This window comes from Undibacterium sp. Jales W-56, from assembly GCF_025548535.1.
In the GTDB taxonomy this organism is placed as follows: Bacteria; Pseudomonadota; Gammaproteobacteria; order Burkholderiales; family Burkholderiaceae_D; genus Undibacterium.
This window is the reverse complement of the sequence record NZ_JAJLQW010000001.1, coordinates 515,075-534,990: the sequence shown is the minus strand read 5'-3', so window position 1 is coordinate 534,990 and position 19,916 is coordinate 515,075. Positions and strand designations below refer to the sequence as shown.

Annotated in this window: 18 protein-coding genes; 8 read left to right on the top strand and 10 right to left on the bottom strand. The window is 58.1% G+C overall.

Going from position 1 to position 19,916, the window contains the following annotated elements:
* Positions 1-2: 2 nt before the first annotated feature.
* The 6 genes from LPB67_RS02355 (at position 3) to LPB67_RS02330 (ending at position 3,917) form a co-directional block, all read left to right on the top strand.
* A complete protein-coding gene (locus LPB67_RS02355; protein ID WP_262835458.1) occupies positions 3-1,844 on the top strand; it encodes a hypothetical protein in 1,842 nt (613 codons plus the stop codon).
* A 10-nt stretch (positions 1,845-1,854) separates the two neighbouring features.
* A complete protein-coding gene (locus tag LPB67_RS02350) occupies positions 1,855-2,079 on the top strand; it encodes a hypothetical protein (RefSeq protein ID WP_262835457.1) in 225 nt (74 codons plus the stop codon).
* Positions 2,080-2,144: 65 nt separating this feature from the next.
* On the top strand, positions 2,145-2,435 hold the full coding sequence (locus LPB67_RS02345) for a DUF6127 family protein (protein WP_262835456.1): 291 nt from the start codon (positions 2,145-2,147) through the stop codon (positions 2,433-2,435).
* A gap of 2 nt (positions 2,436-2,437) precedes the next feature.
* Positions 2,438-2,899 (top strand): hypothetical protein, encoded by a 462-nt coding sequence (locus LPB67_RS02340; RefSeq protein WP_262835455.1) that lies wholly within the window; start codon positions 2,438-2,440, stop codon positions 2,897-2,899.
* Between the two features lies 1 nt (position 2,900).
* Positions 2,901-3,341, top strand: coding sequence for a lysozyme (locus LPB67_RS02335; RefSeq protein ID WP_262835454.1), 441 nt, complete (start codon positions 2,901-2,903; stop codon positions 3,339-3,341).
* 93 nt (positions 3,342-3,434) lie between these two features.
* Entirely contained in the window at positions 3,435-3,917 is a 483-nt protein-coding gene (locus tag LPB67_RS02330; RefSeq protein WP_262835453.1) for a DUF488 family protein, read from the top strand.
* On the opposite strand, the gene LPB67_RS02325 is transcribed toward LPB67_RS02330, so the two are convergent.
* From LPB67_RS02325 to LPB67_RS02280, 10 genes are all read right to left on the bottom strand, one after another.
* Positions 3,871-4,701 (bottom strand): hypothetical protein, encoded by an 831-nt coding sequence (locus LPB67_RS02325; RefSeq protein WP_262835452.1) that lies wholly within the window; start codon positions 4,699-4,701, stop codon positions 3,871-3,873. The two genes, LPB67_RS02330 and LPB67_RS02325, sit on opposite strands and share 47 nt — an antisense overlap.
* A gap of 39 nt (positions 4,702-4,740) precedes the next feature.
* A complete protein-coding gene (locus tag LPB67_RS02320) occupies positions 4,741-7,509 on the bottom strand; it encodes a DEAD/DEAH box helicase (protein WP_262835451.1) in 2,769 nt (922 codons plus the stop codon).
* A gap of 7 nt (positions 7,510-7,516) precedes the next feature.
* Entirely contained in the window at positions 7,517-8,017 is a 501-nt protein-coding gene (locus LPB67_RS02315) for a hypothetical protein (RefSeq protein WP_262835450.1), read from the bottom strand.
* A complete protein-coding gene (locus LPB67_RS02310; RefSeq protein ID WP_262835449.1) occupies positions 8,014-11,223 on the bottom strand; it encodes a DUF1156 domain-containing protein in 3,210 nt (1,069 codons plus the stop codon). The genes LPB67_RS02315 and LPB67_RS02310 overlap by 4 nt, the downstream gene beginning before the upstream one ends.
* A gap of 12 nt (positions 11,224-11,235) precedes the next feature.
* Positions 11,236-12,225: a hypothetical protein gene (locus LPB67_RS02305; protein ID WP_262835448.1), complete on the bottom strand. Its 990-nt coding sequence runs from the start codon at positions 12,223-12,225 to the stop codon at positions 11,236-11,238.
* A complete protein-coding gene (locus LPB67_RS02300; protein WP_262835447.1) occupies positions 12,225-14,972 on the bottom strand; it encodes an ATP-binding protein in 2,748 nt (915 codons plus the stop codon). The genes LPB67_RS02305 and LPB67_RS02300 overlap by 1 nt, the downstream gene beginning before the upstream one ends.
* Positions 14,972-15,226, bottom strand: coding sequence for a methylation-associated defense system helix-turn-helix domain-containing protein MAD1 (mads1, locus tag LPB67_RS02295; protein WP_262835446.1), 255 nt, complete (start codon positions 15,224-15,226; stop codon positions 14,972-14,974). The genes LPB67_RS02300 and mads1 overlap by 1 nt, the downstream gene beginning before the upstream one ends.
* A gap of 174 nt (positions 15,227-15,400) precedes the next feature.
* Entirely contained in the window at positions 15,401-15,685 is a 285-nt protein-coding gene (locus LPB67_RS02290; protein ID WP_262835445.1) for a helix-turn-helix transcriptional regulator, read from the bottom strand.
* A gap of 593 nt (positions 15,686-16,278) precedes the next feature.
* The gene (locus tag LPB67_RS02285; RefSeq protein ID WP_262835444.1) at positions 16,279-16,683 is read right to left on the bottom strand and encodes a cupin domain-containing protein; all 405 of its coding nucleotides are present in this window, start codon (positions 16,681-16,683) and stop codon (positions 16,279-16,281) included.
* Between the two features lie 109 nt (positions 16,684-16,792).
* Positions 16,793-17,251 carry a carboxymuconolactone decarboxylase family protein gene (locus LPB67_RS02280; RefSeq protein WP_262835443.1) on the bottom strand — a complete coding sequence of 153 codons (459 nt, stop codon included), beginning with the start codon at positions 17,249-17,251 and terminating at the stop codon, positions 16,793-16,795.
* Positions 17,252-17,913: 662 nt separating this feature from the next.
* Between LPB67_RS02280 and LPB67_RS02275 the strand changes: the two genes are divergently transcribed.
* Positions 17,914-18,834, top strand: coding sequence for an RNA polymerase sigma-70 factor (locus LPB67_RS02275; protein WP_262835442.1), 921 nt, complete (start codon positions 17,914-17,916; stop codon positions 18,832-18,834).
* Between the two features lie 156 nt (positions 18,835-18,990).
* Positions 18,991-19,752, top strand: coding sequence for an SDR family oxidoreductase (locus LPB67_RS02270; protein ID WP_262835441.1), 762 nt, complete (start codon positions 18,991-18,993; stop codon positions 19,750-19,752).
* Positions 19,753-19,916: the final 164 nt, after the last annotated feature.

The window sequence follows — 19,916 nt, the reverse complement described above, 5'->3', positions numbered from 1 at the left end:
CCGTGGGCCTGGATCTGGACTTCAAAGGGGCATGGACGCCTCCCGCCGGTGGATCGACCAATCTCGACTTCGGATTGCAGCAGGAGAACGGCGAGACACCCGAGGCCACGAGCGCCACGATCCGCATTCAGTTGCCGCCGCCGACCGTCCATATTCGGGCGGCGTACAACAACCTCGTGAACCGCAAGCTCGAGGCCGGTGGCAGGATCAACTGGCAGCGCTCCGACTGGCAAGCCAGGGCGACGCAGGATGGTTGGGGTGACACTGGACACGACCGAGTTGCGACTGCGCTTGCGTGGAATCACGGCCAGCAGTCCACCGCGTCGTTAGCATCAAGAAGTGGCGAGAACGTCCGCAGCCGTGATGCCAGTCGCGTTCATTGGGACGACACGGAGCAGATCGCTGAAGCGACGACAGAGCACTTCGATCCGTTGTGGCCGAAGCACGACCTACTCGGTTTGCACTGGGGTGAGGGCGAAGCATTTGCCGATGCTGTGGTCAGCCCGTTTGTTTGGCTGGTGCCATTCCCTAGCCATCAGTTGCAGCCGTGGCAAAAGGCAGTGGCTTTATCGAAGCGCTGGCATTTCGGATTCGCGCACGGCATCTGGCAATCAAAACGCTGGGGTTTGCCGTGGGAGATTGGTCGCCAGCCCCGTTTCGGCGAGTCGCACCTGCCGGTCAACCCGCCCGTCGAACCACCGCAGCCAAAGTACCACCCGAATCTCGATTTCATCTGCCGCGCGACTCGAGCTGGTGTCGCGTGGCGACCGCTGTTGCTACTCGACTTTGGCGCGCACCCGTGCCCGAGCGGAAGCTTCAGCGTCCCCATTCTCAAGGTCTACTTCGTGAGCAACTCTGTCGACGTCGTGCGGCTCCCGGGTCGCGAACCCATCCCGGTCAAAAGCATCCAGATCGGCATCGACACCGATTCGTGGGCGTGGGGATTCTCGGCCAATCTGCCGTACTCTGCGCTGGAATTGATCGAGCCAACCTCGTCCGGGCCGGTGGAGATCGAGATCACCATCAACGGCGTGACCTGGGTGATGCTGGTTGAGGGCTTCGACGTGCGGCGCGAATTCGGCCAGTCGAGCCTTGGCATCCGAGGGCGGTCGCTGGCGGCGTATCTGGCCGAGCCCTACGCACCAAAGCGCTCGTTCGTACCCACCTCGCCCTTCACGGCACGGCAACTGGCCGAACAGGAACTCACGCGGCCGGGACTGGTGACCGGTTTCAACCTCGACTGGCGCTTGCCCGATTGGCTGGTGCCCACTGGCAGTTGGGGCTACCAGTCCCTGAGCCCGATGGGCGTCATCGGTCACATCGCTGAGTCGGTCGGCGGTTACCTCAATGCACACACCCGGCTCAAGACACTGGTGGCCAAGTCGCGCTATCCGGAATTGCCGTGGAACTGGGCGACGTTGCCACCGGATCGGTCGTTGCCCATCGATGTCGTCAAGACACTGAACCTGCGCTGGCAGGAGAAACCTTCCTTCAACGCAGTGTACGTGTCGGGCGAACGCCAGGGCATTACCGGCCACGTCATCCGATCCGGCACGGCAGGCGACGCCGTCGCGCCGATGGTGGTCGACGGTCTGATCACCCACGCCGACGCGGCACGCGAACGCGGCCGCACGATCCTGGCCGACACCGGCAAGCAGGCCGTGGTCACGCTGGAACTGCCAATGCTGAATTCGGTGGGCCTGCTCGATCCCGGGCTGCTGATCGCTGTCGGCGAAGGAACGACCAACTGGCGAGGTCTGGTGCGTGCCACCAGCATCGCCGCCGATTGGGGTGAAAGCCTGACCGTGCGCCAGACCATCGAAGTCGAACGCCACTACCTGTAGGAGAAATTCAATGCCAAACCTGTGGCGGCAGTTCGAGGACTTGCTGCCGGATTCCCAGTTGCTGCTCGGCACCGTGGCCACCCATCACGCCGATGGCACCGTCACTGTGGAACTGCTTGATGGTGGCTTGCTGCGTGTGTCCGGTAGTGGCTCCGTTGGCGACCGCGTGTTTGTGCGCGACGGCAGAGTGACCGGCGACGCACCTACTTTGCCGACTGTCGAAATCGAAATCTGATCAACCCCTTTACCAACCCTGAGACCCGCCCGCGTGGCGGGTTTCGCATTTCTGGAGAACGCGAAATGAACGCACCGACTGTGACCGACGGCATGGTGACCATGCCCAAGGATGAATTTGAAGAACTGCTGGAGCGCGTCGCTGAACGCGGCGCGCGTGCTGCACTGGCCGAGGTTGGCCTCGACGGCGAGGATGCCGCCAACGACATCCGCGCGCTGCGTGGCCTGCTCGAAGCCTTCAACATCGCCAAGCGCACAGCGTGGCAGACGGTGGTCAAGATGATCACCACCGGCTTTGTGCTGGCGCTGGTCGCGGGCGCGATCATCAAGCTCAAAGTTTTCGGCGGGGGAAACTGATCATGTTGACCCTGCTCGGCTCCCTACTTGGCTTCCTCGGTTCCGCCTTCCCGGAATTTCTGAAACTCTGGCGCGAGGGCAAGGATCGCGACCACGAACTTTCCATCCTCGACCGCCAGATGGAAATGCAGAAGCTTGGCCACACCCAACGACTGGAAGAGATCCAGATCGGGGCGGATGTTGCCGAGTCACAGGCGCTCTACAACTATGCCAACCACCCGACTGGCATCGCGTGGGTTGAAGGCCTGCAAGCCTCGGTACGCCCGGTCATTACCTACGCCTTCTTCGTGGTGTTCGCCGTGATCAAGATCGCCACACTGACGTCGCTGATGGGAGGCCAGGGTGTCCAATTGCTGGACGCCCTCCGGCTCGTGTGGGACAACGAAACACAGGCGCTGTTCGCCGCCGTGATGTCGTTCTGGTTCGGTAGCCGCCAGATCGCCAAGATGCGCCGGGGTGGCTGAGATGCGCCACGTCACCGATGTCGGGCTGGCCCTTATCAAACGCTTCGAGGGTTTCAGTCCGACGATCTACATTTGCCCTGCGGGCTATCCGACAATCGGCTACGGTCACGTCGTCTTGCCAAAGGAACGTGCTCGATTTGCGGATGGAATCTCTGAGGAAGAGGGCGTCGAACTCCTGCGGATAGATGCACAGATCGCGGAAGCAGCCGTTGTGCGCCTGATCCGCGTGCCGCTGACCGATGGCCAGTTCGACGCATTGGTGTCATTTACATTCAACCTCGGCGCGGGCGCACTGCAACGCTCGACTCTTCGTCGGCGAGCCAATCGTGGCGAACACGAGGCGGCGGCCGGAGAATTCAAGAAGTGGATTTGGGCGGCTGGAAAGCGCCTGCCCGGACTGACCAGCAGAAGACGCGCCGAATCAGTGCTCTACTGCACTTGAGTTGCCAACGCGCAAAGGGAAACCTTTAATCATATCAAACTTCCCAAGCGTATCGATCATCCGTTAAAATGTCGTCTTAGAGGGGCTACCAAAATGACTGTTTTCACCATCGGCTATGAAGGACTTGATATCGACGCGTTTATGTCGTTGCTCGCTGAGCACGACATCGACACGATTGTCGACGTCCGAGAGCTGCCCCTGTCCCGCAAGCCCGGCTTTTCGAAGAAGGCCCTTGCAAACGTGCTGAACCTATCAGGTCGCGAATATGTTCACATGGTGGAACTGGGCTGTCCGAAACCCGTGCGCGACCGCTACCGGGAAGACAGCAACTGGAAGCGCTACACGGAAGGGTTCATGAAGTACCTCAAGACGCAAGGCGATGCCATCGTTGAGCTTTCGTCTTTGGCGGTAGCGTCAAACTGCGCGCTGCTTTGCTTCGAGGCCGACTCGAACTTCTGCCATCGCTCGATGGTGGCGAATGCGGTCAAAGATTACTGCGGTGCGCGTGTCACACACATCAAGGCAGCAGCTAAAACAGCGAGCCCTGCGGCGTCACTTCAACTGGCTTTCGCTTAGGCGGGTAGATCAGACTGATGATCAGCCACTGGTCTTGAAACCGGTGCTGATTACCCATCAGGAACATTAAATCCTTTCCCGTCAACTCCTCTTCTAGTTTGGCCCGAAACGGCTTTTCCCAATTGACCCCGTGACTCTGGCTGCAATGCCAGAATAAAACACCGGCCTCCCAATCGACGATCTTGTGCTTGAACACCTTCTCGCCCTCCGGCGTGTCGCAGACGTATCGATAGTAGAAGTCGAATGGCACCTTCCTCAGCGTCTGCGTCATTTTCTTGACCTCGGTGTCGCTGAAAAGCTGCCCCTGCATTTCGTAGCGCAGTAGCTTCTCGCGCTCCTCGTCAGTCCATTCTGCGGCCCTCGCCTCAACGATCTCCAGCGTCAATACTTTCTTCGGTCGCATCAGCGCCAACGACAACCCCGTTTCGATCCGGGTCGCTTCGAGATCATCGAAATTCGTGAACGTTGGCAGCTTTTCGATCCACGGCCACCGGGCATCCCACTGCTTTTTCGTATCGATCACATCACCACAGGTGATCGTGTCGACGTAGAGCTTGTGGCTTTCAGTCCGATGATCTTTGTTGGCCTTCTCGACGCGCACTTCGATCCACTGCCATTTCTTGAACTTCTGGCCTTCCTCAATTAAGCGGAAGGGCACAGGATACAAGCGGCGCATCGCACCTTGCTCGTTGATACCAGCGACGCACGACGTTTCAACGTGCTGTGCGCTGGGCGACGGGTAGGTCTTGGCCAGAATCAAAATGCGTTCGATTTGCGATGCCATCAACTCTCCTTCAGCCAATTCGGTTCTGCTGTCTCGTCCCTACGCTACGATTTCCACATAGCCAATCAGCTCTGCCGAATAGCTGCCATCGCCATTCGCTGCGCCCTTGTGCTTGAGTTCTCGTTGCAACGTCGGTTCGACGACGTGGGAGAAGAGGTCAAGCCGTTGCTCTGGCGAAAACTTCGGCGTGGTGGTCGGTGCTTGCAGGTAGCGCTCGCATTGACGCTCGACGGCGGGCACGCGCGTCCCATCCTGCTTCACCGCAATCGACTGCACCGCCACGCGACGTTCGCCGTTTCCGGCAGAGGCTTCCACCAGCCAGAACGAAAGCAGCACCGCTGCATCCACGTCGCCCTCGACCGCGATGCCAATCTCTTCTGGTGGGACGCTACGCCACCGTCCCAGCTCTTCCTGTACCAGCGAATGATCAAGACCCATGAGTTCCAAATCGTCACGGCTTGTGGCCGTGTCGCGGTTCAGGGTGAACCGGGCGCGGCGAGCACCATCCACCGTCACGATGTCGTAGGTATCGTCGTCTACCTTGATGACGCGCTGCTGGCGATCTGCCACCGCCGCCGACATGAAGCGCACCAGTCGATCCAAGCCCGACGACACGTCGGAGAATGGTTTGTAGTCGTCGAGACTAAAGCCGTTGAGGTCTTGGAACAGATCGAACACCACCTGCCGCGCCTCGCGGGAATTTGACAGGGCAGCTTCAAGCTCCACCTTCGTCCGCTTCAACTCAGGATCAGATAGCGCTTCCTGGTACAGCCGGTCATAGTTGAGCCGCTCGGACAACTGGCCAAGAATTTGTGCGCGCAGGTCTTCGGCGACGTTGCCCTGGTCGTCGACCTTGCCGACGGTGCGCGCAATCTCGGTGAGCTTTTCATCCAACAGTAGGAAGATGCGCCCCTCGATGGTGTCCGACAGCACAAGGTTGTAGACCTGTGCCGTGTCGTTTTGCCCGTAGCGATGGATGCGCCCGATGCGCTGCTCAATATCCATCGGGTTCCACGGCAAGTCGAAATTGAACAGGATGCGAGCGAATTGCAGATTGATGCCTTCCCGACCGGCTGCAGTGCAGACCAGCACGCGCGGGCCATCCTTCTGACGGAAGCGGCGCTCTGCCGCGACCTTGGCTCCGTGGTCGCCGCCGCGCAATACGGCCACACCCTGTCCAGGAAACGTTTGTTCGATTTCACGGGCGATCAAATCTACCGTGCCGAGGTAAGTGGCGAACACCACGATCTTCTCGTTCGGGTTTTGTCGCCAAAGCGTTCCCAGCCCGTCGAGCAGCTTCTGCGCCTTGGTTTCGCGTTGCTGCGGGAACACCGCCAACAACTCTCCAATGCGCAAACGCTCCTCCGGCAGATGCAGATCAACCACGGCCGATGCCGCTTCCTCGGCATGGCTTGCTGAATACTCGCTGCCATACGGGTCGGAGGCCAACTCCAGCGCCTCCTCGTCGAGTTTCTTCACCAACCGGTACTTGAGATCGGCCAGCACCCTATCGGCCTCGCTGCGACCGATGTTGTCGCGCGAGAGGTTAAATTCTTGGTGGATCAGTTCGCGCGCTTCATCCGTCAGCCGCTCACGACCCTCAATATCGAGGTCTTTATCGCGCAGGAAGGCTTCGTGCAGCGTGAGCATCAGCAGCCGTCGCTTGAGCGTGCGCCGGACGGCGGCAAAACTAGACGCTGCAATCTTCTGGAAGATCGCCATCAAGAAACCGAGGGCTTGACCTTTGCCTCCCTGACGACGCGCAAGATTGAACCCGTCTTCCAGATACTCGCGTAGCTTCTCGTAGAAGCGCCGTTCCTCCTCGCCCATTACGAACGATTCGGTATGCACCCAGCGGCGGGCAAACAGCGGTGATCCATCTGGCTGGCACGCGTCTGCCTTGGTGCGACGGTACATCACCGTGTTCAGACGATGGCGGTTTTCCAACATGTCCTCGGGACTACCGAACAGTGTCGGATTCAACAACTGCACCAACATCCAGAACTGGAAATGATTACCTTGGTGCGGTGTGGCCGAAAGCAGCATCAGATCGCGCGAGTGATCTTTCAGCGCCTCGGCCAGCTTGTAGTTTTCGGTTTTCCTGACCTTGCCGCCGGTGCGATAGGCGGTGAGGTGATGCGCCTCGTCGAACACCACCAGATCCCATCGCGGGGCATCCAACAGCCGCTTGATGCGTGCCGGGCGCTTGAGGGTATCGATACTGGCGATCAACCGATCGTGCTTAGCGAAGGCGTTCGTCTTGCGGTCGGTGATGTCACCCTCGGAGCCGAACACTTCAAAGTCGAGGTTGAAAACCTCGTTCAGTTCACGATGCCAGTTGTTCACGAGACCAGCAGGCACCACCATCAATGCGCGTGTGAGTTCACCCCGGCTCGCCAGTTCGCGCAGGATGAGCGCGGTCTCGATAGTTTTGCCCAACCCGACTTCATCCGCGATCAGGTAACGGCGAGGTGATGCAGTGGCGATCCGATGGGTCAACACCACCTGGTGTGGCAACAGATCGATCTTGGCCGACGTCAGCGCCGATGCACTCTCCATCACTGGAAGTGCGTGTGCCTCATAGGACAACCACGCCTTTCGCGCCCGATCCGCACTGCCATCGACCGCACGCAGAATACGCTCCGTGCGCGAAAGCTCCCTGCGGATCGACGCGAGCGGAACTCGACGTTCACCGACGCCGAAGAAGGCGCGCAAGTAACCGTCATGCGCGGCATCAAGGACGACACCCTGGCCAAACTCCGTGTGGGTGATCCGTTCTCCAGGCGTGAATTGAGGCTGATCCGTCATTGAAGCCTCATGTGATTCGCAAGTGAAAGAGTCCAGCGGGCTTCGCTCCCTCGCGCAGCAATATTTCCTGCGGATACTCACGCGCCTCACCCCACAAGACGCGCCCGAAATCGAGGTTCTCGTGGGCGTGTGGGTGAGCACAGCGCCAGCTCACGGCGTCTGTGGCCGAGTTGATGGAAATCCGGCCAGCGCCAGATGGCAGCCAGAACACCAATGCCGCTTGCCCGTCGTAGGACTCTTGGAAAGACAGGATGGCGTCTTTCATCTCCGCACCCAGCCAGCTCTCCGCATCGGAAGGTAAAAGCAAATCCAAGCAACCGTCCATCCCCGCAACCACCAGAGTATTGCTGTCATTGCTGGGCAGGTCTTCGGGCCAATGTCCGTTTGCCTGAATGAATTGACGCAGGCTCCACACCTCGCTGGCCGAACACACTTGGGCCAGCGCCTCAGCATCCCATAGCCAACTCGTACCGCGCCGCTGCCATACGGTGTCTCTTAGCTGCTTCATAGTTCGTACTCCTCAAACAGAGAACCTTGCAGCGGTTTCGGAGCCTGCGTCGCTGCCCAGTTGTTGAAAATCGACACCGCACGGGATGCCGCATTGCGGGCAGGTGGATTGGCTGCGCGCCTGGACAGCCATTCAAGTAGCGGTTTTAAAGCCACATGTGGCTTGAAATTTTCGTTTTTGAGCGTGTCCGATGCATTGATTCCGCTGCCGTCGTAGCAGGCTCCGATCAATACCAATGCCTGATCAAGATCGGAGGTGAGCTTGCGTTTGTGCTTGCCCTGCCAATCACGGGCAAAGTCGAGGGGATCGGCAGCTATAAAAATCTTGCTCTTTTCGGAGCACCAACCACGCTGCACGAATTCATCCGGTGTGGTGATCGAACCCTTGAGGAACTTCTGCAGTTGATCACGGGCAATTTCAGCCTTTCCGTCAAAGGTACGGAGAAACTGGCGTGTCATTGGCTCCGCATTGACCGGAGGTGGCTCCTTGCCCTTATCAGCATCTTCGTCGATGAGCTGATTGATACCCACAAGCGCCTCTTTAACGGAAATTGCACGCCCTTCATCAACGTAGACCTTTCCGTAATGCCGCGAGAAGTATTCCAGGGCCTTGCCACGCCGGATGACTTGAATGTCGGCAGCAGGCAACCCTTCCTTGGCGTGGTTTTCAAGCATCGCCTGCAACTGACGCACATCGGCCATCACCTCGCGGCGCATACGGCCCCAGCTCACCGCCTTGGGTTCTTCGGTACGTTTGCGGCAGACATGGATGATGTCGTACTCAACTTTCTGTGATCCGAATTGCCCTTCGCCCTTCGTCTCGTCCGAGCGAATCGGATAGGTTGCTTCGAGGTAGTACCCCGCATCGAACAGCGACTCCAGCACGGCCACCCATGGCTCATCTTCGCTATGATGGAATGTGAAAGCGAGAATGCCAGATGGTTTTAGAACGCGGTACCCTTCGCGCCAACATTCGGTCAACAACCGTTGATAGAACCCGTTGGGGTTTTCAGGCTCTCTAAACTTATTTGAGACGGCTTCTAATGTCTTTGGCGTGTACTCGCCGCCGAAGATCGTTGGATACTGCTTTGCGAGAACACAGCGGAGCCAAACATAGAAGAAGTCTGCCAGTTCAGAATACTGAATCAAGTCACCGAACGGTGGATCAGTAATTACTAAGTCGACTGTACTGCTCTCAACCTGCGAAAGCTCTGTAGACGAGCCCTGAAAAACCGCTCCTACTTGGACGGGATCTCCCGGCGACGCTTTTTCACTTTTTCCTGAACAATTCTGTGCAAGTTCTGGATGCGTACGACCGAGCTGTTGAAGACTGACAAGCTCCCAGGGCTGCTTAGCCCACTCCTTGCCTTCAACAATACCCTCGACGCACGACGCCCAATTGCCACGTCCCAGGTTTGGGAACACACAGTTCTCAATCGCCGTTGTTTTCGGGTGATAGTTATTGTTTGAAAAGTGCGGCTCCGGCGTGTCGCGCTGCGGATTCCAGAAACAAAACATGTTCTGGTTCCGAAGGTACTGCTGGAATCCACCAAGAACATATTCACGAACGGCCCAGTCGTATTTGCCGAGTGTTGTGATCGCCTTTAACAAAAGCGCATGCACGAACAGTTGGCGCGGATTGAAAAAATCTGTCCAATAGTTGTACCCATGCTGGTCAAGCGGACGACGCTGATGTGCTTCGTGGCCGCGCGGGATCTTGCTGTCTTTTGGCCAGTATGGGAGTAAGTCTTGATCCTTCCGTAGATCCCATTCGGCCAATGCTGCATCGTATTGGCGAGCAGCTTGAGTATTGAATGGTGCAAAGAAGCGTCCGTTGTAAGCATCGCCTTTTTCACTACTAAGGGGTGCGTATCCCTGAATCGCATAACCCGCAGAAGGGCCTGTCTTACCGGTAGCTTTGAAACTACTGAGTTGATCTTTAATCGTGCCACAGGAACGACATATGAAGTGCCCTTGCTTCGGCACGGAGCCTTCGATCTCGCCAGTCTTGAAGGTGACCTTCGTTTCTGGACAGGTAACATCCTCCGGAAGTGCGCCACGCACCTCCAACAGACGAATCTTTGATGCACGTTCTGCATTCCAGCGAGCCGTCGATACAGCGTCATCTTGCGCCGAGCCACCGAAAGGCAGTCCGTTGGCATCCTGTTTTGCGCTACCCGCGAGCCACTGCGGATGCACGAGCAAACTGAGTTCGACCTTTTTGTTTTTGCCTCTACCGAGGTTCACGAGCGCTGTATGTCCGCAATGCGGGCATATGACACCTTTTTTCCGATCAAGAATAGAGAAGGGGCGCTCGGACGGTGCTACGTAGAGCGGCACATCGGGAGCCATTCGCGCGGCGTTGTCCTCGACATCGAACTCACCACCGCACTTGCCGCAACTATGCTCCCAGTGCTTCACGCTGATGGTTTTCACTGCCATTACCGGGCTGGTCATTATCGGTGTGCGATGACCGCAGCCTGTTACTTGACATGGCCCATGTTTGGCCCAGAAGGTGTAAATGATCTCTGGGCCTTCATAACTGTACTCACGCCGCTGCTCTTGGTTGAGGCTTAGTGGATCAAAATCGGTGGACATCACGCGCTTACTTGGCAGGTGCGTCCATTTGCCTTTCTCACCGTTTGGGCCGTCGCAGTAGTAGAACGGCATGATCTGCGGTTTGACCTCGGCCTCGATGTCGGCGAGCAGGCGCTTCACCTCCTCGAGATCGACGTTGGCCAGTTCCTGCCTCACGACAAACCAAGCGACTGGGTTCAAGTCGTTACCGTACATCTGCATCCCGAGTCGCGAGCCTTCCACCAACGTGGTGCCACCGCCCATGAAGATGTCCGCTACCTTCAGGTGCTTGAACGCGCCTTTTTTCTGGTGGTTGGCGTAGTAGTTGTCCCACACCAGTTTGGCCGCATGCGATTTGTCTTCCGGGGCCTTGGTTGCTGCTGCAATCAGCATCGAGCGGAACACACTGGAGCGCCGCCGCGCCCACCATTTCGACATCTGGTAGATCGGCTTACCAGCATTGCCTTCGATGATCGCCACCTGATTGACGGGCAGGATCGGGAAGTCGACTTCCAGACAGGTCTTGGGGCGATTCGGATCATTGAAATCAACTGTTTCGAGTGCTACGACTTTGCCTGCGCCCACTGCCTTGGCGACTTCTTGCGCCAGTTGTTCTTTTTTTGTTGCCACGCGAGGCTTTCCTTATTTGGTGAGTTCGACGAAGGGCGACAGCACCTCAAGCAACGAGAGGCCGCCGTGCGTCAACGTCGGGTAACCGCCTTGGCTTTTCCATTTCCAACGGCCAACCGCGAGGCGGTGCGCGCCGTGCGGGCTGTTGATTTGCATTGCCACGGGCGGCACAAAGGGGCCAGTTTCACCGCCTCCAGCCGTGCTACGTCCGCTGGCGAAGGTCTTCTTGAGGAATTGCCCCACCTCACCGTCCGCGTCTGGAAAATAGCCGGTGGCGGCATAGCCGTGGTCGGAGGTAATCACAAGCCGACGTCCCGTCGCCAAGCGTTCGACCAACGCCCAGAAATCATCGCTGGTCAATTGCTCCGCCGCGTCGCGCGTCAACGTATCGAGCCCCTGGCCCGCACCCGAGCCGTCATGCACCTTGCTGTCGGGCCAGTGATGCCAGAACACCCAATTCGGTGATGCATCAACCAAACCGGCGCAGTCTTTCCACGCTATATCCACGCATTCGGTGTGGGTCGGAGTCAACTTGTGGGCCAGTCCACCACCGTTGTTCTGTAGCTGACTGCGGCTGCCAAAGCCGAGTGCTCGGGCAAACTCGTTTGTTTCGCCCGGCAGCTCCGACGCGTTTGCTGTCACTTCGTGCAGTGTGAAACCACGTTCTTTCGCGCCTTGCAGCAGCCACGGCAGCTCGCGCAACGATAGGCCATCAAGGATCAGCACTGCCTTCGCGCTGTAGGGTTCGGCCCACCAGCGCACCAGCCGATCCGAGGTGCGTTCGACGGTGTCGCCGAAGGCGTGCCACAAATCCCATCCGCTGGTCGAGAGGAAATGATCGAGTGTCCCGATCTCACGGTCGCGCTTGGTGACTTCGCCCGGGGCATTGCCTGCGGCGAGCGGCTTCGCGGCAATCTCGACTGCCTTGTTGATGATGACGCGCCATGCGTCTTCAGGTGTGCCTTTGGTCAGGCGGTGGAGAATCCCGGCGTCGAGCGTCATCAGATGTCTTCCTTCTCAAGGGTGAGCTCGAAGGTCATGCCATCGGGCAGTTTCTTGAGCAATTCCTTCACCTGTGCGCCGGTCGCGGCGGACACCTTGATCGTCACTTCCGTAACCGGGGTCGCGGGGCCAATGCCCCAGCCTTCCAGCTTGCCGATGAGATTCAGCGCAGAGGTGGCTGGGTTATTCAAGCTCACGCGCGGCTTGCCGCCGGTAGTGGTCGGCTCACCACCAAAAATCCCGCCATTGGTTTGGGGCGGTGTTGTGTAGCCACCTGCTGTGGGGTCACCACCAGTGGGCGGTACCGGCGGTGTTGTCCCGCCACCAAAGAGGCCACCGCCGTTGGGATCTCCGACAGGCGGCGCGGGCTGCGCCGTGCCGCCCGTTGTCGGCACTGCAGATGGCTCCAACAAGAAAACTTCGTCGAGCTGGCGACCGGTATAAGAGAGCTTGGGCCGCAAGCGCTTCCACGCGGTGTCTTCATCCTCGCCGGGCTGCGCTTGGAGGAATTCCATGCCGCGCAGGTTGATCGCGATCTTGCCCCGTGCGCATAGACGCAGGATGCGTTCCTTCATCGAAGTCTCGCCAAGCCACGGAATGCAGTTCTGACCTGCCGGACGTGGCTCCTGCAATTCACGCAGCAGCTTGCCGACCGGAGAGTTCTCGCCAGCGGCTTCCAGAACAAGGTCTTCGAAATCCTCGGGCACGAAAAGATCGTTGATCAGCGCTTCCTCGATGCCTTCCGGGATCTGCGCACCTTGCTTTTTCAGGCTCTCGATACTGAACTCGCACTGGCTTGGGTCACTGAAATTCCAGCGGTGCAGCACGGCGAAACGGTCAAAGCGCTTTTTCAGGATGTCGCGCAGCTCGCCTTGGTACTTGTGCTGCAGTTTCTTGTACTCCGGGTTTTGACTACTCCATTCCTGCGCTTTCATTTCAGCGCGGGCAAGGATCAGGAGATCTCGGTCTTGAAAAGCATTCGACGAGCCCGAGCGCGGCAGCAGAAAGCGAACGGTGTTGCGACGCTTTTGCAGATGGTCTTTCAGCCACCCACCCAGGCGCTCATTGAGCTTGTCCGGCTCCTCCGGCAGAACGAGGATCGGCAGGCGGTCGTCCCAGCGGTCAGGCTGCTCGGTTTCGTCGAGCGACGACCACGGGTCGGACGGCCAGGATTTCGGCAACGCGATGACGCGGAACGTCTTGGCAACCTCTTCGGTACCGCCGATGACGTAGCGCACTTCCTTCGCGAGCTGGGCAAGGTCAGAACCGTCCAAGAACAGCTTGTCGTTGCGGGCGCAGGCCATCAGCTTTGCCTGTGGGTTCTCTTCCTCCCGAAACACCAGCCGAGGGCCGTCTTGATGGATGTTGAAGCTGTTCTCGACGACCGTGTCCAGTTCAACTTGGAAGGCGTTGTCGTCGATAGCCTTGTCGCGAGTGATGTCGGCCTGCAGGGTGGCAGGCTCGGCACCGGCGAGATTACCGACAGCAATCGAACGCAGCCAGAGCGCGCCAACGATCTCCTGCAAGTGCGGCGCTGTGCTGGCGTGGCCGGGCACGGCTTCGGTCACCGATGTGATGTTGCGCAGCGCCTTTTCGCGCAGCGTGCGGTGCTGCTGATTCGACACCGAATCGAGCAGCGCGCCAATGCCTGCGGCGTCGTCATCCAGCCGGAAGTCGGCAGCGGTGAGGATCGGTGCAGTTTCGCCTCGGCTCTTAAACAGGTTGGCCAGAATGCGAATCATGTCGCGCGTTTCCTGCGCATCAGTGGCTACCAACACCTGGTCTTCGAGCAACTGCAGCAGGTGCGGGGCGTAGGGCCAGGATTCGACGAACTCCTTGCGCTTGCGGTCTTGCTCAGAGGACGGCACGTCGAGCAGGCGGAAATACTCCGCGACGTGTTTTGTCACCAGAGAGTCGACATTGGCAGCGGGAACTTGCATGCGGTTGTCGAACAGACGGTGCAGCAGCATGCGCCGACGATCCTGCTGGATGCGCTCGGGACTGCCGCCTGCCTTGAAGTCGATAGGAATCGGATTGACCCGGTGTACCTGCTGGTATGCGTCGCTGCCTCCGTTGCGCACCGAGATGACGAGCACCAGCAGCTCAGGATGTTCCTTGGCGATCTCCGAGAGTATCTGGATGAAATTGAACGCCCAGTTCTTCCACGGGTACTGCTTGGTGTTGGTCAGGCCGTCGTACCACGTCTGGAATTCGTCGAGTAGCAGCATCGTTGGGCTGTGCTGCAGCAGCTCAAGGATGAGCTTGTCGGACGGGATGTCGGTTTTCGCCGCGCCCATGCCTTCCCACTTGCCCTTAATGTAGGTGCCGTGGGGATGACGTTCTAACAGCAAATCCCACAGGAATTTGTAGCGCTGGCGGTGCAAGCTCTCGCCGATCACCAGCATCCCGCTGCGCAATGCGATCTTGCCGATCTGCGGCTCGCCCAGCGTGGTTGCCCATGAATTGAGCCAAGCGCCAGTGGACGTTGCGTCATTCACGGCGTGATAAAGCGCCGCCATCAAATGCGACTTACCAAGGCCGCGCTCACCAATTACCACCACGGGCCGCCCTTGGTGCGGCCCAACGGCCTCGATTCCCTTCAGCACGTCATGCGTGGGATAGGTGATCTCCAGGAATTCCTGTGCCGCGATCTGGGTCGCGCCGGTGTTCGTTTCGTTGGAGAGCTCAATGGCTGTCCCTTTGAGGCGTTTGCCCCGGAATTCTTCTCGTAGAGTCAGTCCAAACATTACTTTCGCTCCCCATCATTCAATTGGCTTTTGGCCTGGTCTTCCTCGTCACGGCCCTGGTCAAGTGCCTCCATCGACTGCTGCTTGATCCAGCTGTCGATGTCTGCACGCGAAAACCGCCACGTCCCGCCGACCTTGAAGGCAGGGATCTTCTTGGCCGCAGCCAGCCGGTAGATCGTCCGCTCGGTGACCTTCAGATAATCCGCGACCTGCCTAATGGTGAGGATCTCGCCCTCAGTAGTACTGGTTGACATGGAAATGACCAATTTATGGCAAACCACGACAGAATAGTGCAAAATTTTCATACCAGCAACAGCAACTGGCAGAATTCGGAAAATTATGTAGGGCTGGTGGCTCACTGCGTGAGCTTCTCGCGACATCCGCGTCGCGGGGTGTCTAGCGAGACCTCCCCGACTGGATGAATGCAATTACGAAGTTGACTGAGAGACTCCGGCATCGCTGACTTGCGGACGCGGGTTCGATTGCGAATCACGGAATCGAACTGAGTCGTCGTAGGCAGCCTCGTCCGGACTGAAGTGCAAGCAGGCCCGCTCGAACTGTTCGATGTCCTCAAGCCGGTATCTGACCGCGCCGCCGATCTTGAGGTACTTGGGGCCGACGCCATCGGAGCGGTAGCGTTCGATGGTGGCCTCGGATTTGTTCCAGCGGTTGGCCAGCTCGCGCTGGGTGAGGTGACGTACTTCGGTTTCCATTTGGTTTTCCTTGGAAGTGGTTGCAGGGAGGCACATTGAGGCGCTGCTCCACGCGAAAGCCAAGGAAAACGTCACTTCAAAAAAAGACGCGCCCGCTCCATTGGGAGTGCGTATGAAAAAGCTTCAAATTCGGGTCAGCGGTAGTAAGGGGCAGTCTGTCGAATGGGTTAAAATCCACCACCAATTTACTCAATAAAATCATATATTTATGCTTTATTGACTGTCATTATTCGGGGTGTTTTGGGGCTGTTTTGGCACCAGAATGACAATGTAATGACAACATTGAAAACACCCACCTTACTGAGTAAGGTGGGTGTTTTTTCATTCGCTTGTTTTTGCGGTGTAGATTACGCTGGTTTTTAGACACCGCGACGAACACATAAAAAATCGCGCTTGGCTGCTTTGAAACAGCACTCGGCACCTCGATTTCCTAACGCAAATGCCTACTACAGACTGGAAACAGTCTGTAGTAGGCAACTCGGCGCGGCCGACTCCAGCCGATCATCCACGGCCTGTCTGAGCCACAATCGAATGACGCAAAACATGATGTCCCATACCTCTATCGAAGTCTTAGGAGGCCGGCCCGACTCAGCTTACTTCACGAGTTCCAGGACTTCACCCTTCTTCTTTTTGATCAGCACCACAAGAAACTTGGCGGGCTGGCTGGTGCTAGCATTGCGGCCTACGGTGTGAATGTCGTTGGGGCCTTCGTAAAAAATCTGCCCCGCTGTCAGCGTGACTTCTTTCCCACCCTTGACCTGCATCACGATGGAGCCTTCGAGCACGTAGATAAAACCATGTGCACGGTGGCGGTGTACCGGGTCGGCAGCGCCGGGGGCGTAGTCCACGGTAATGACCAGGCCTTCCTTACCGGGCAGGTCGGAAAGATCTTTTGACATGAGCGGCGTGACGCTGACGCCGTCGATGCCGCTGGCCAGGGCGTACTGGGCGAACAACGTGCTGGCTGCCAGAAGCAGGGGGATGCAGATTTTTTTCATGGTTTGACTCTTTAAGTTGGTTGGCGAGACCGGGCTCACGCGCATGCACGTGAGCCCGCTCCCGACGGGGGTAAATTTCAGACGCCGGTTGCGACTTAAAGGATTCTGGTCATTCCAGTGGCTTTCCGGACGGCGGTTGCCGCATGCCCACCGCCATGCGGTTCCAGGCGTTAATCTGCGCCACCGCCCAGGTGAGTTCGACAATTTCCTGGTCGCTGAACTGTCCCTGCAGTGCCGTGAAGGCTGTGTTGTGATCGCCATGCTCGCCGGCGAGCCGGGTCAGCGTCTCGGCCCAAGCCAGTGCGGCTCGTTCACGCTCGCTGTAAAAGCCGACTTCGCGCCAAGTCGAGAGGTTATTAATGCGTTGCCAGGTTTCGCCGTGCTTGCGCAGATCGCGCGCATGCATGTCGATGCAAAAGGCGCAGCCGTTAATTTGCGACACACGGGTCTGCACCAGTTCGATCAGGGGCATGCCCAGCGTGGATTGGCTGGTGATGGCGCCGACGGCAGCCATTGCCTGGTAAGCCTTGGGGGCAATCTGGGTCCAGGGGAGTCGAGCTTCGTTCATGAGGTTTCCTTCGGGTTTAAGTGCCTCGAAATTGAGATGCACATATCTGCAAGACGGCTGTCGGTGCTGTTTTGTGACACAAGCTACCCTGTCCTTAGAAATTTCAGCATTTTTTTAAACCGGCTTTTAGCGGTTCAGAGTAGCAGCCGGTTGCGCGAGCTTGTCGGGTTGCATTGAACCAGGCCGTCGATCTCAAAAGACTTTGCCGCTTCCAGCACACCACCTATCTATCAGGCTGATGGCGCGGCAGCACTGGCGACAACTCCAAAACTGGTTAGTGAGTCTTTGAGCCTTCAGTTCCGATGAAGCCTGGGGCAGACCCCCAACCTATAAAAACATAGTCATTTATGCAAATATTTATTGAACTGCAGGCGGTTTTGATGTTTATTATGCGGGGTTCTGTGAAGCGAGTTTTCCGCCACGCGTCGTCCGAGGCGGATGAGGACGGGCTGCTAAGCAAGCGCAGCAGCGTTTCCTGAACGGAGGAAACGTAGTCCTCGCGAAAGGATTGCACCTTGTGCTCGCTGCCAGCGCCTCGGGATAGCGGACTTATGCTGCCACATTGCGCATACCGGTAAGAGGGCGTAAAAAGGTTTCTGTTCGACTCGCACTTGAAATGGCGTCTCTGTCACAAAACGGTGGTGCCAAACGTCTGGATAGACATGAACGACACAACAAACACATTCAACCGTCTCCGCCCTCGCTTGCAGGGTATTGCCTACCGCATGCTGGGCTCCTCGGCCGAGGCCGAAGAAGTCGTCCAGGATGCGTGGCTGCGCTGGCACGAAGCCGACCCCGCGAGCCTCGATAGTACCGAGGCATGGCTGGTTTCCATCACCACGCGGCTCGCCATCGACAGATTGCGGACGGCCAAGGTCCAGCGTGCGCACTATGTCGGCACATGGCTGCCAGAGCCCCTGCTCTCCGATTCTCCAGCCTCGCCGGAGCAGATGCTGGAGCGGGCCGACGACGTCTCGGTTGCCTTCCTCATGCTGCTGGAGCGTCTGGCTCCGGAGGCCCGTGCGGCCTATTTGCTGCACGAAGTGTTCGACGCCGACTATGGCGAAGTGGCCGAGGCACTCGGCAAGACCGAAGTCGCGTGCCGGCAGTTGGTTCATCGCGCCAAAGGTCAATTGAAAGACGAGCGCCCGCGCTATACCATCGCCCACGAAACCCAGTTGCGGCTGCTGCAGGGGTTCGCTGATGCCGCCGTGCGCGGCGAGTTCGCCGCGTTCAAAACCATGCTCGCTGACGACGCGCAGCTAATCAGCGATGGCGGCGGCAAGGTGCCCAGCTTTAGGGTGCCGCTGGTGGGCGGGCAGCGCATCGCACAGTTATATCTCGCCACCCGCCTTCGCTACCCCAACCTGATGCGCTTCGAAGTGGTTATGCTCAACGGTCAGTGGGGCCTGCTGCGCTTCATTAATGGCGCCCTGGAGTCGGCGCAGACACTCGAAACAAATGGGGAGCGCATCGTGCGCATTCACGTGCAGCGCAACCCGGACAAGCTCGCCCGCATTACCAAAGCGTTGGGACGTCTTGAATCTGTGTATCCCAACCATGACTCAAAGGTAAAACCATGAACAAACCCTGCCTCCACTGGACCGACATCTCTCCCAAGACCTAAGCAGATTTCACTCCGCGCTGTCACAAGCCATCATCGTCAAACGTCTTGTGTTGTATGGATGGTTGCAGGGTGTCGCCGTCTTTAATTCTCTCCACGTAATGAAGGACTCAATATGAAAATCGTAATCATCGGAGGCAGCGGCCTCATCGGCAAGAAACTTGCGGCCTTGCTTCAGCAAGCCGGGCATGAGGTAGCTGCGACATCGCCGTCGTCGGGTGTCAACGCGGTGACCGGAGAAGGACTCCCCCAGGTGCTGGCCGGCGCTGATGTCGTGGTTGACGTGACGAACTCGCCGTCATTCGAAGACGAGGCAGTGATGAGTTTCTTCAAGGCGTCGACGCAGAACCTGCTCGCCGCCGAACTAGCCGCGGGCGTGCGCCATCATGTGGCGCTGTCGGTGGTGGGGTCAGAGCGCGTGCCCGAAAGCGGCTACTTCCGTGCCAAGGTGGCTCAGGAGTCAATCATCAAGGGCTCCACGGTGCCGTACACGATTGTCCGGGCCACTCAATTCTTCGAGTTCCTGACATCCATTGCCTATGCCAGCACTCAGAGCCAGACGGTGCGTGCGTCGTCGGCGCGGTTGCAGCCGGTTGCGGCTGACGACGTCGCTGCCGCGCTGGCGAAGGTTGCCACCGAGGCACCGCTGAACGATACCTGCGAAGTCGCAGGGCCCCAGTCATTTCGTCTCAACGAACTGCTGCGACGCACGTTGCAAGCCAGCCAGGATCCGCGAGAAGTCGTCAAGGATGACGAGGCGCTGTATTTTGGAACACGCCTCGATGACGAGTCCTTGACGCCAGGCGCCCATGCACGGATCGGCACGACCTCGCTGGAAAGCTGGCTGGCAAACACGAAGATACCCTCAGAACTATGAGGCAATCAAAAAGTTAGTCCCCATTGTCAGAAAATCTTACATTACCTTTGAATAGCAGAATTTGAAACAACATAATTTCATGTAACTCATTGTTTAATAATGTTTAATTTTCCACTTCACTGTTTGGTGCGTTAATTGCTTGTTTTCTTGTGCGAACAAATTCA

What these genes read in the sequence shown, in the direction of transcription:
- LPB67_RS02350 (WP_262835457.1), top strand. Translation starts at nt 1,855, where the DNA reads ATGCCAAACCTGTGGCGGCAGTTCGAGGACTTGCTGCCGGATTCCCAG.
- LPB67_RS02345 (WP_262835456.1), top strand. Translation starts at nt 2,145, where the DNA reads ATGAACGCACCGACTGTGACCGACGGCATGGTGACCATGCCCAAGGAT.
- LPB67_RS02340 (WP_262835455.1), top strand. Translation starts at nt 2,438, where the DNA reads ATGTTGACCCTGCTCGGCTCCCTACTTGGCTTCCTCGGTTCCGCCTTC.
- LPB67_RS02335 (WP_262835454.1), top strand. Translation starts at nt 2,901, where the DNA reads ATGCGCCACGTCACCGATGTCGGGCTGGCCCTTATCAAACGCTTCGAG.
- LPB67_RS02330 (WP_262835453.1), top strand. Translation starts at nt 3,435, where the DNA reads ATGACTGTTTTCACCATCGGCTATGAAGGACTTGATATCGACGCGTTT.
- LPB67_RS02325 (WP_262835452.1), bottom strand. Translation starts at nt 4,701, where the DNA reads ATGGCATCGCAAATCGAACGCATTTTGATTCTGGCCAAGACCTACCCG.
- LPB67_RS02320 (WP_262835451.1), bottom strand. Translation starts at nt 7,509, where the DNA reads ATGACGGATCAGCCTCAATTCACGCCTGGAGAACGGATCACCCACACG.
- LPB67_RS02315 (WP_262835450.1), bottom strand. Translation starts at nt 8,017, where the DNA reads ATGAAGCAGCTAAGAGACACCGTATGGCAGCGGCGCGGTACGAGTTGG.
- LPB67_RS02305 (WP_262835448.1), bottom strand. Translation starts at nt 12,225, where the DNA reads ATGACGCTCGACGCCGGGATTCTCCACCGCCTGACCAAAGGCACACCT.
- LPB67_RS02300 (WP_262835447.1), bottom strand. Translation starts at nt 14,972, where the DNA reads ATGTTTGGACTGACTCTACGAGAAGAATTCCGGGGCAAACGCCTCAAA.
- mads1 (WP_262835446.1), bottom strand. Translation starts at nt 15,226, where the DNA reads ATGTCAACCAGTACTACTGAGGGCGAGATCCTCACCATTAGGCAGGTC.
- LPB67_RS02290 (WP_262835445.1), bottom strand. Translation starts at nt 15,685, where the DNA reads ATGGAAACCGAAGTACGTCACCTCACCCAGCGCGAGCTGGCCAACCGC.
- LPB67_RS02285 (WP_262835444.1), bottom strand. Translation starts at nt 16,683, where the DNA reads ATGAAAAAAATCTGCATCCCCCTGCTTCTGGCAGCCAGCACGTTGTTC.
- LPB67_RS02280 (WP_262835443.1), bottom strand. Translation starts at nt 17,251, where the DNA reads ATGAACGAAGCTCGACTCCCCTGGACCCAGATTGCCCCCAAGGCTTAC.
- LPB67_RS02275 (WP_262835442.1), top strand. Translation starts at nt 17,914, where the DNA reads ATGAACGACACAACAAACACATTCAACCGTCTCCGCCCTCGCTTGCAG.
- LPB67_RS02270 (WP_262835441.1), top strand. Translation starts at nt 18,991, where the DNA reads ATGAAAATCGTAATCATCGGAGGCAGCGGCCTCATCGGCAAGAAACTT.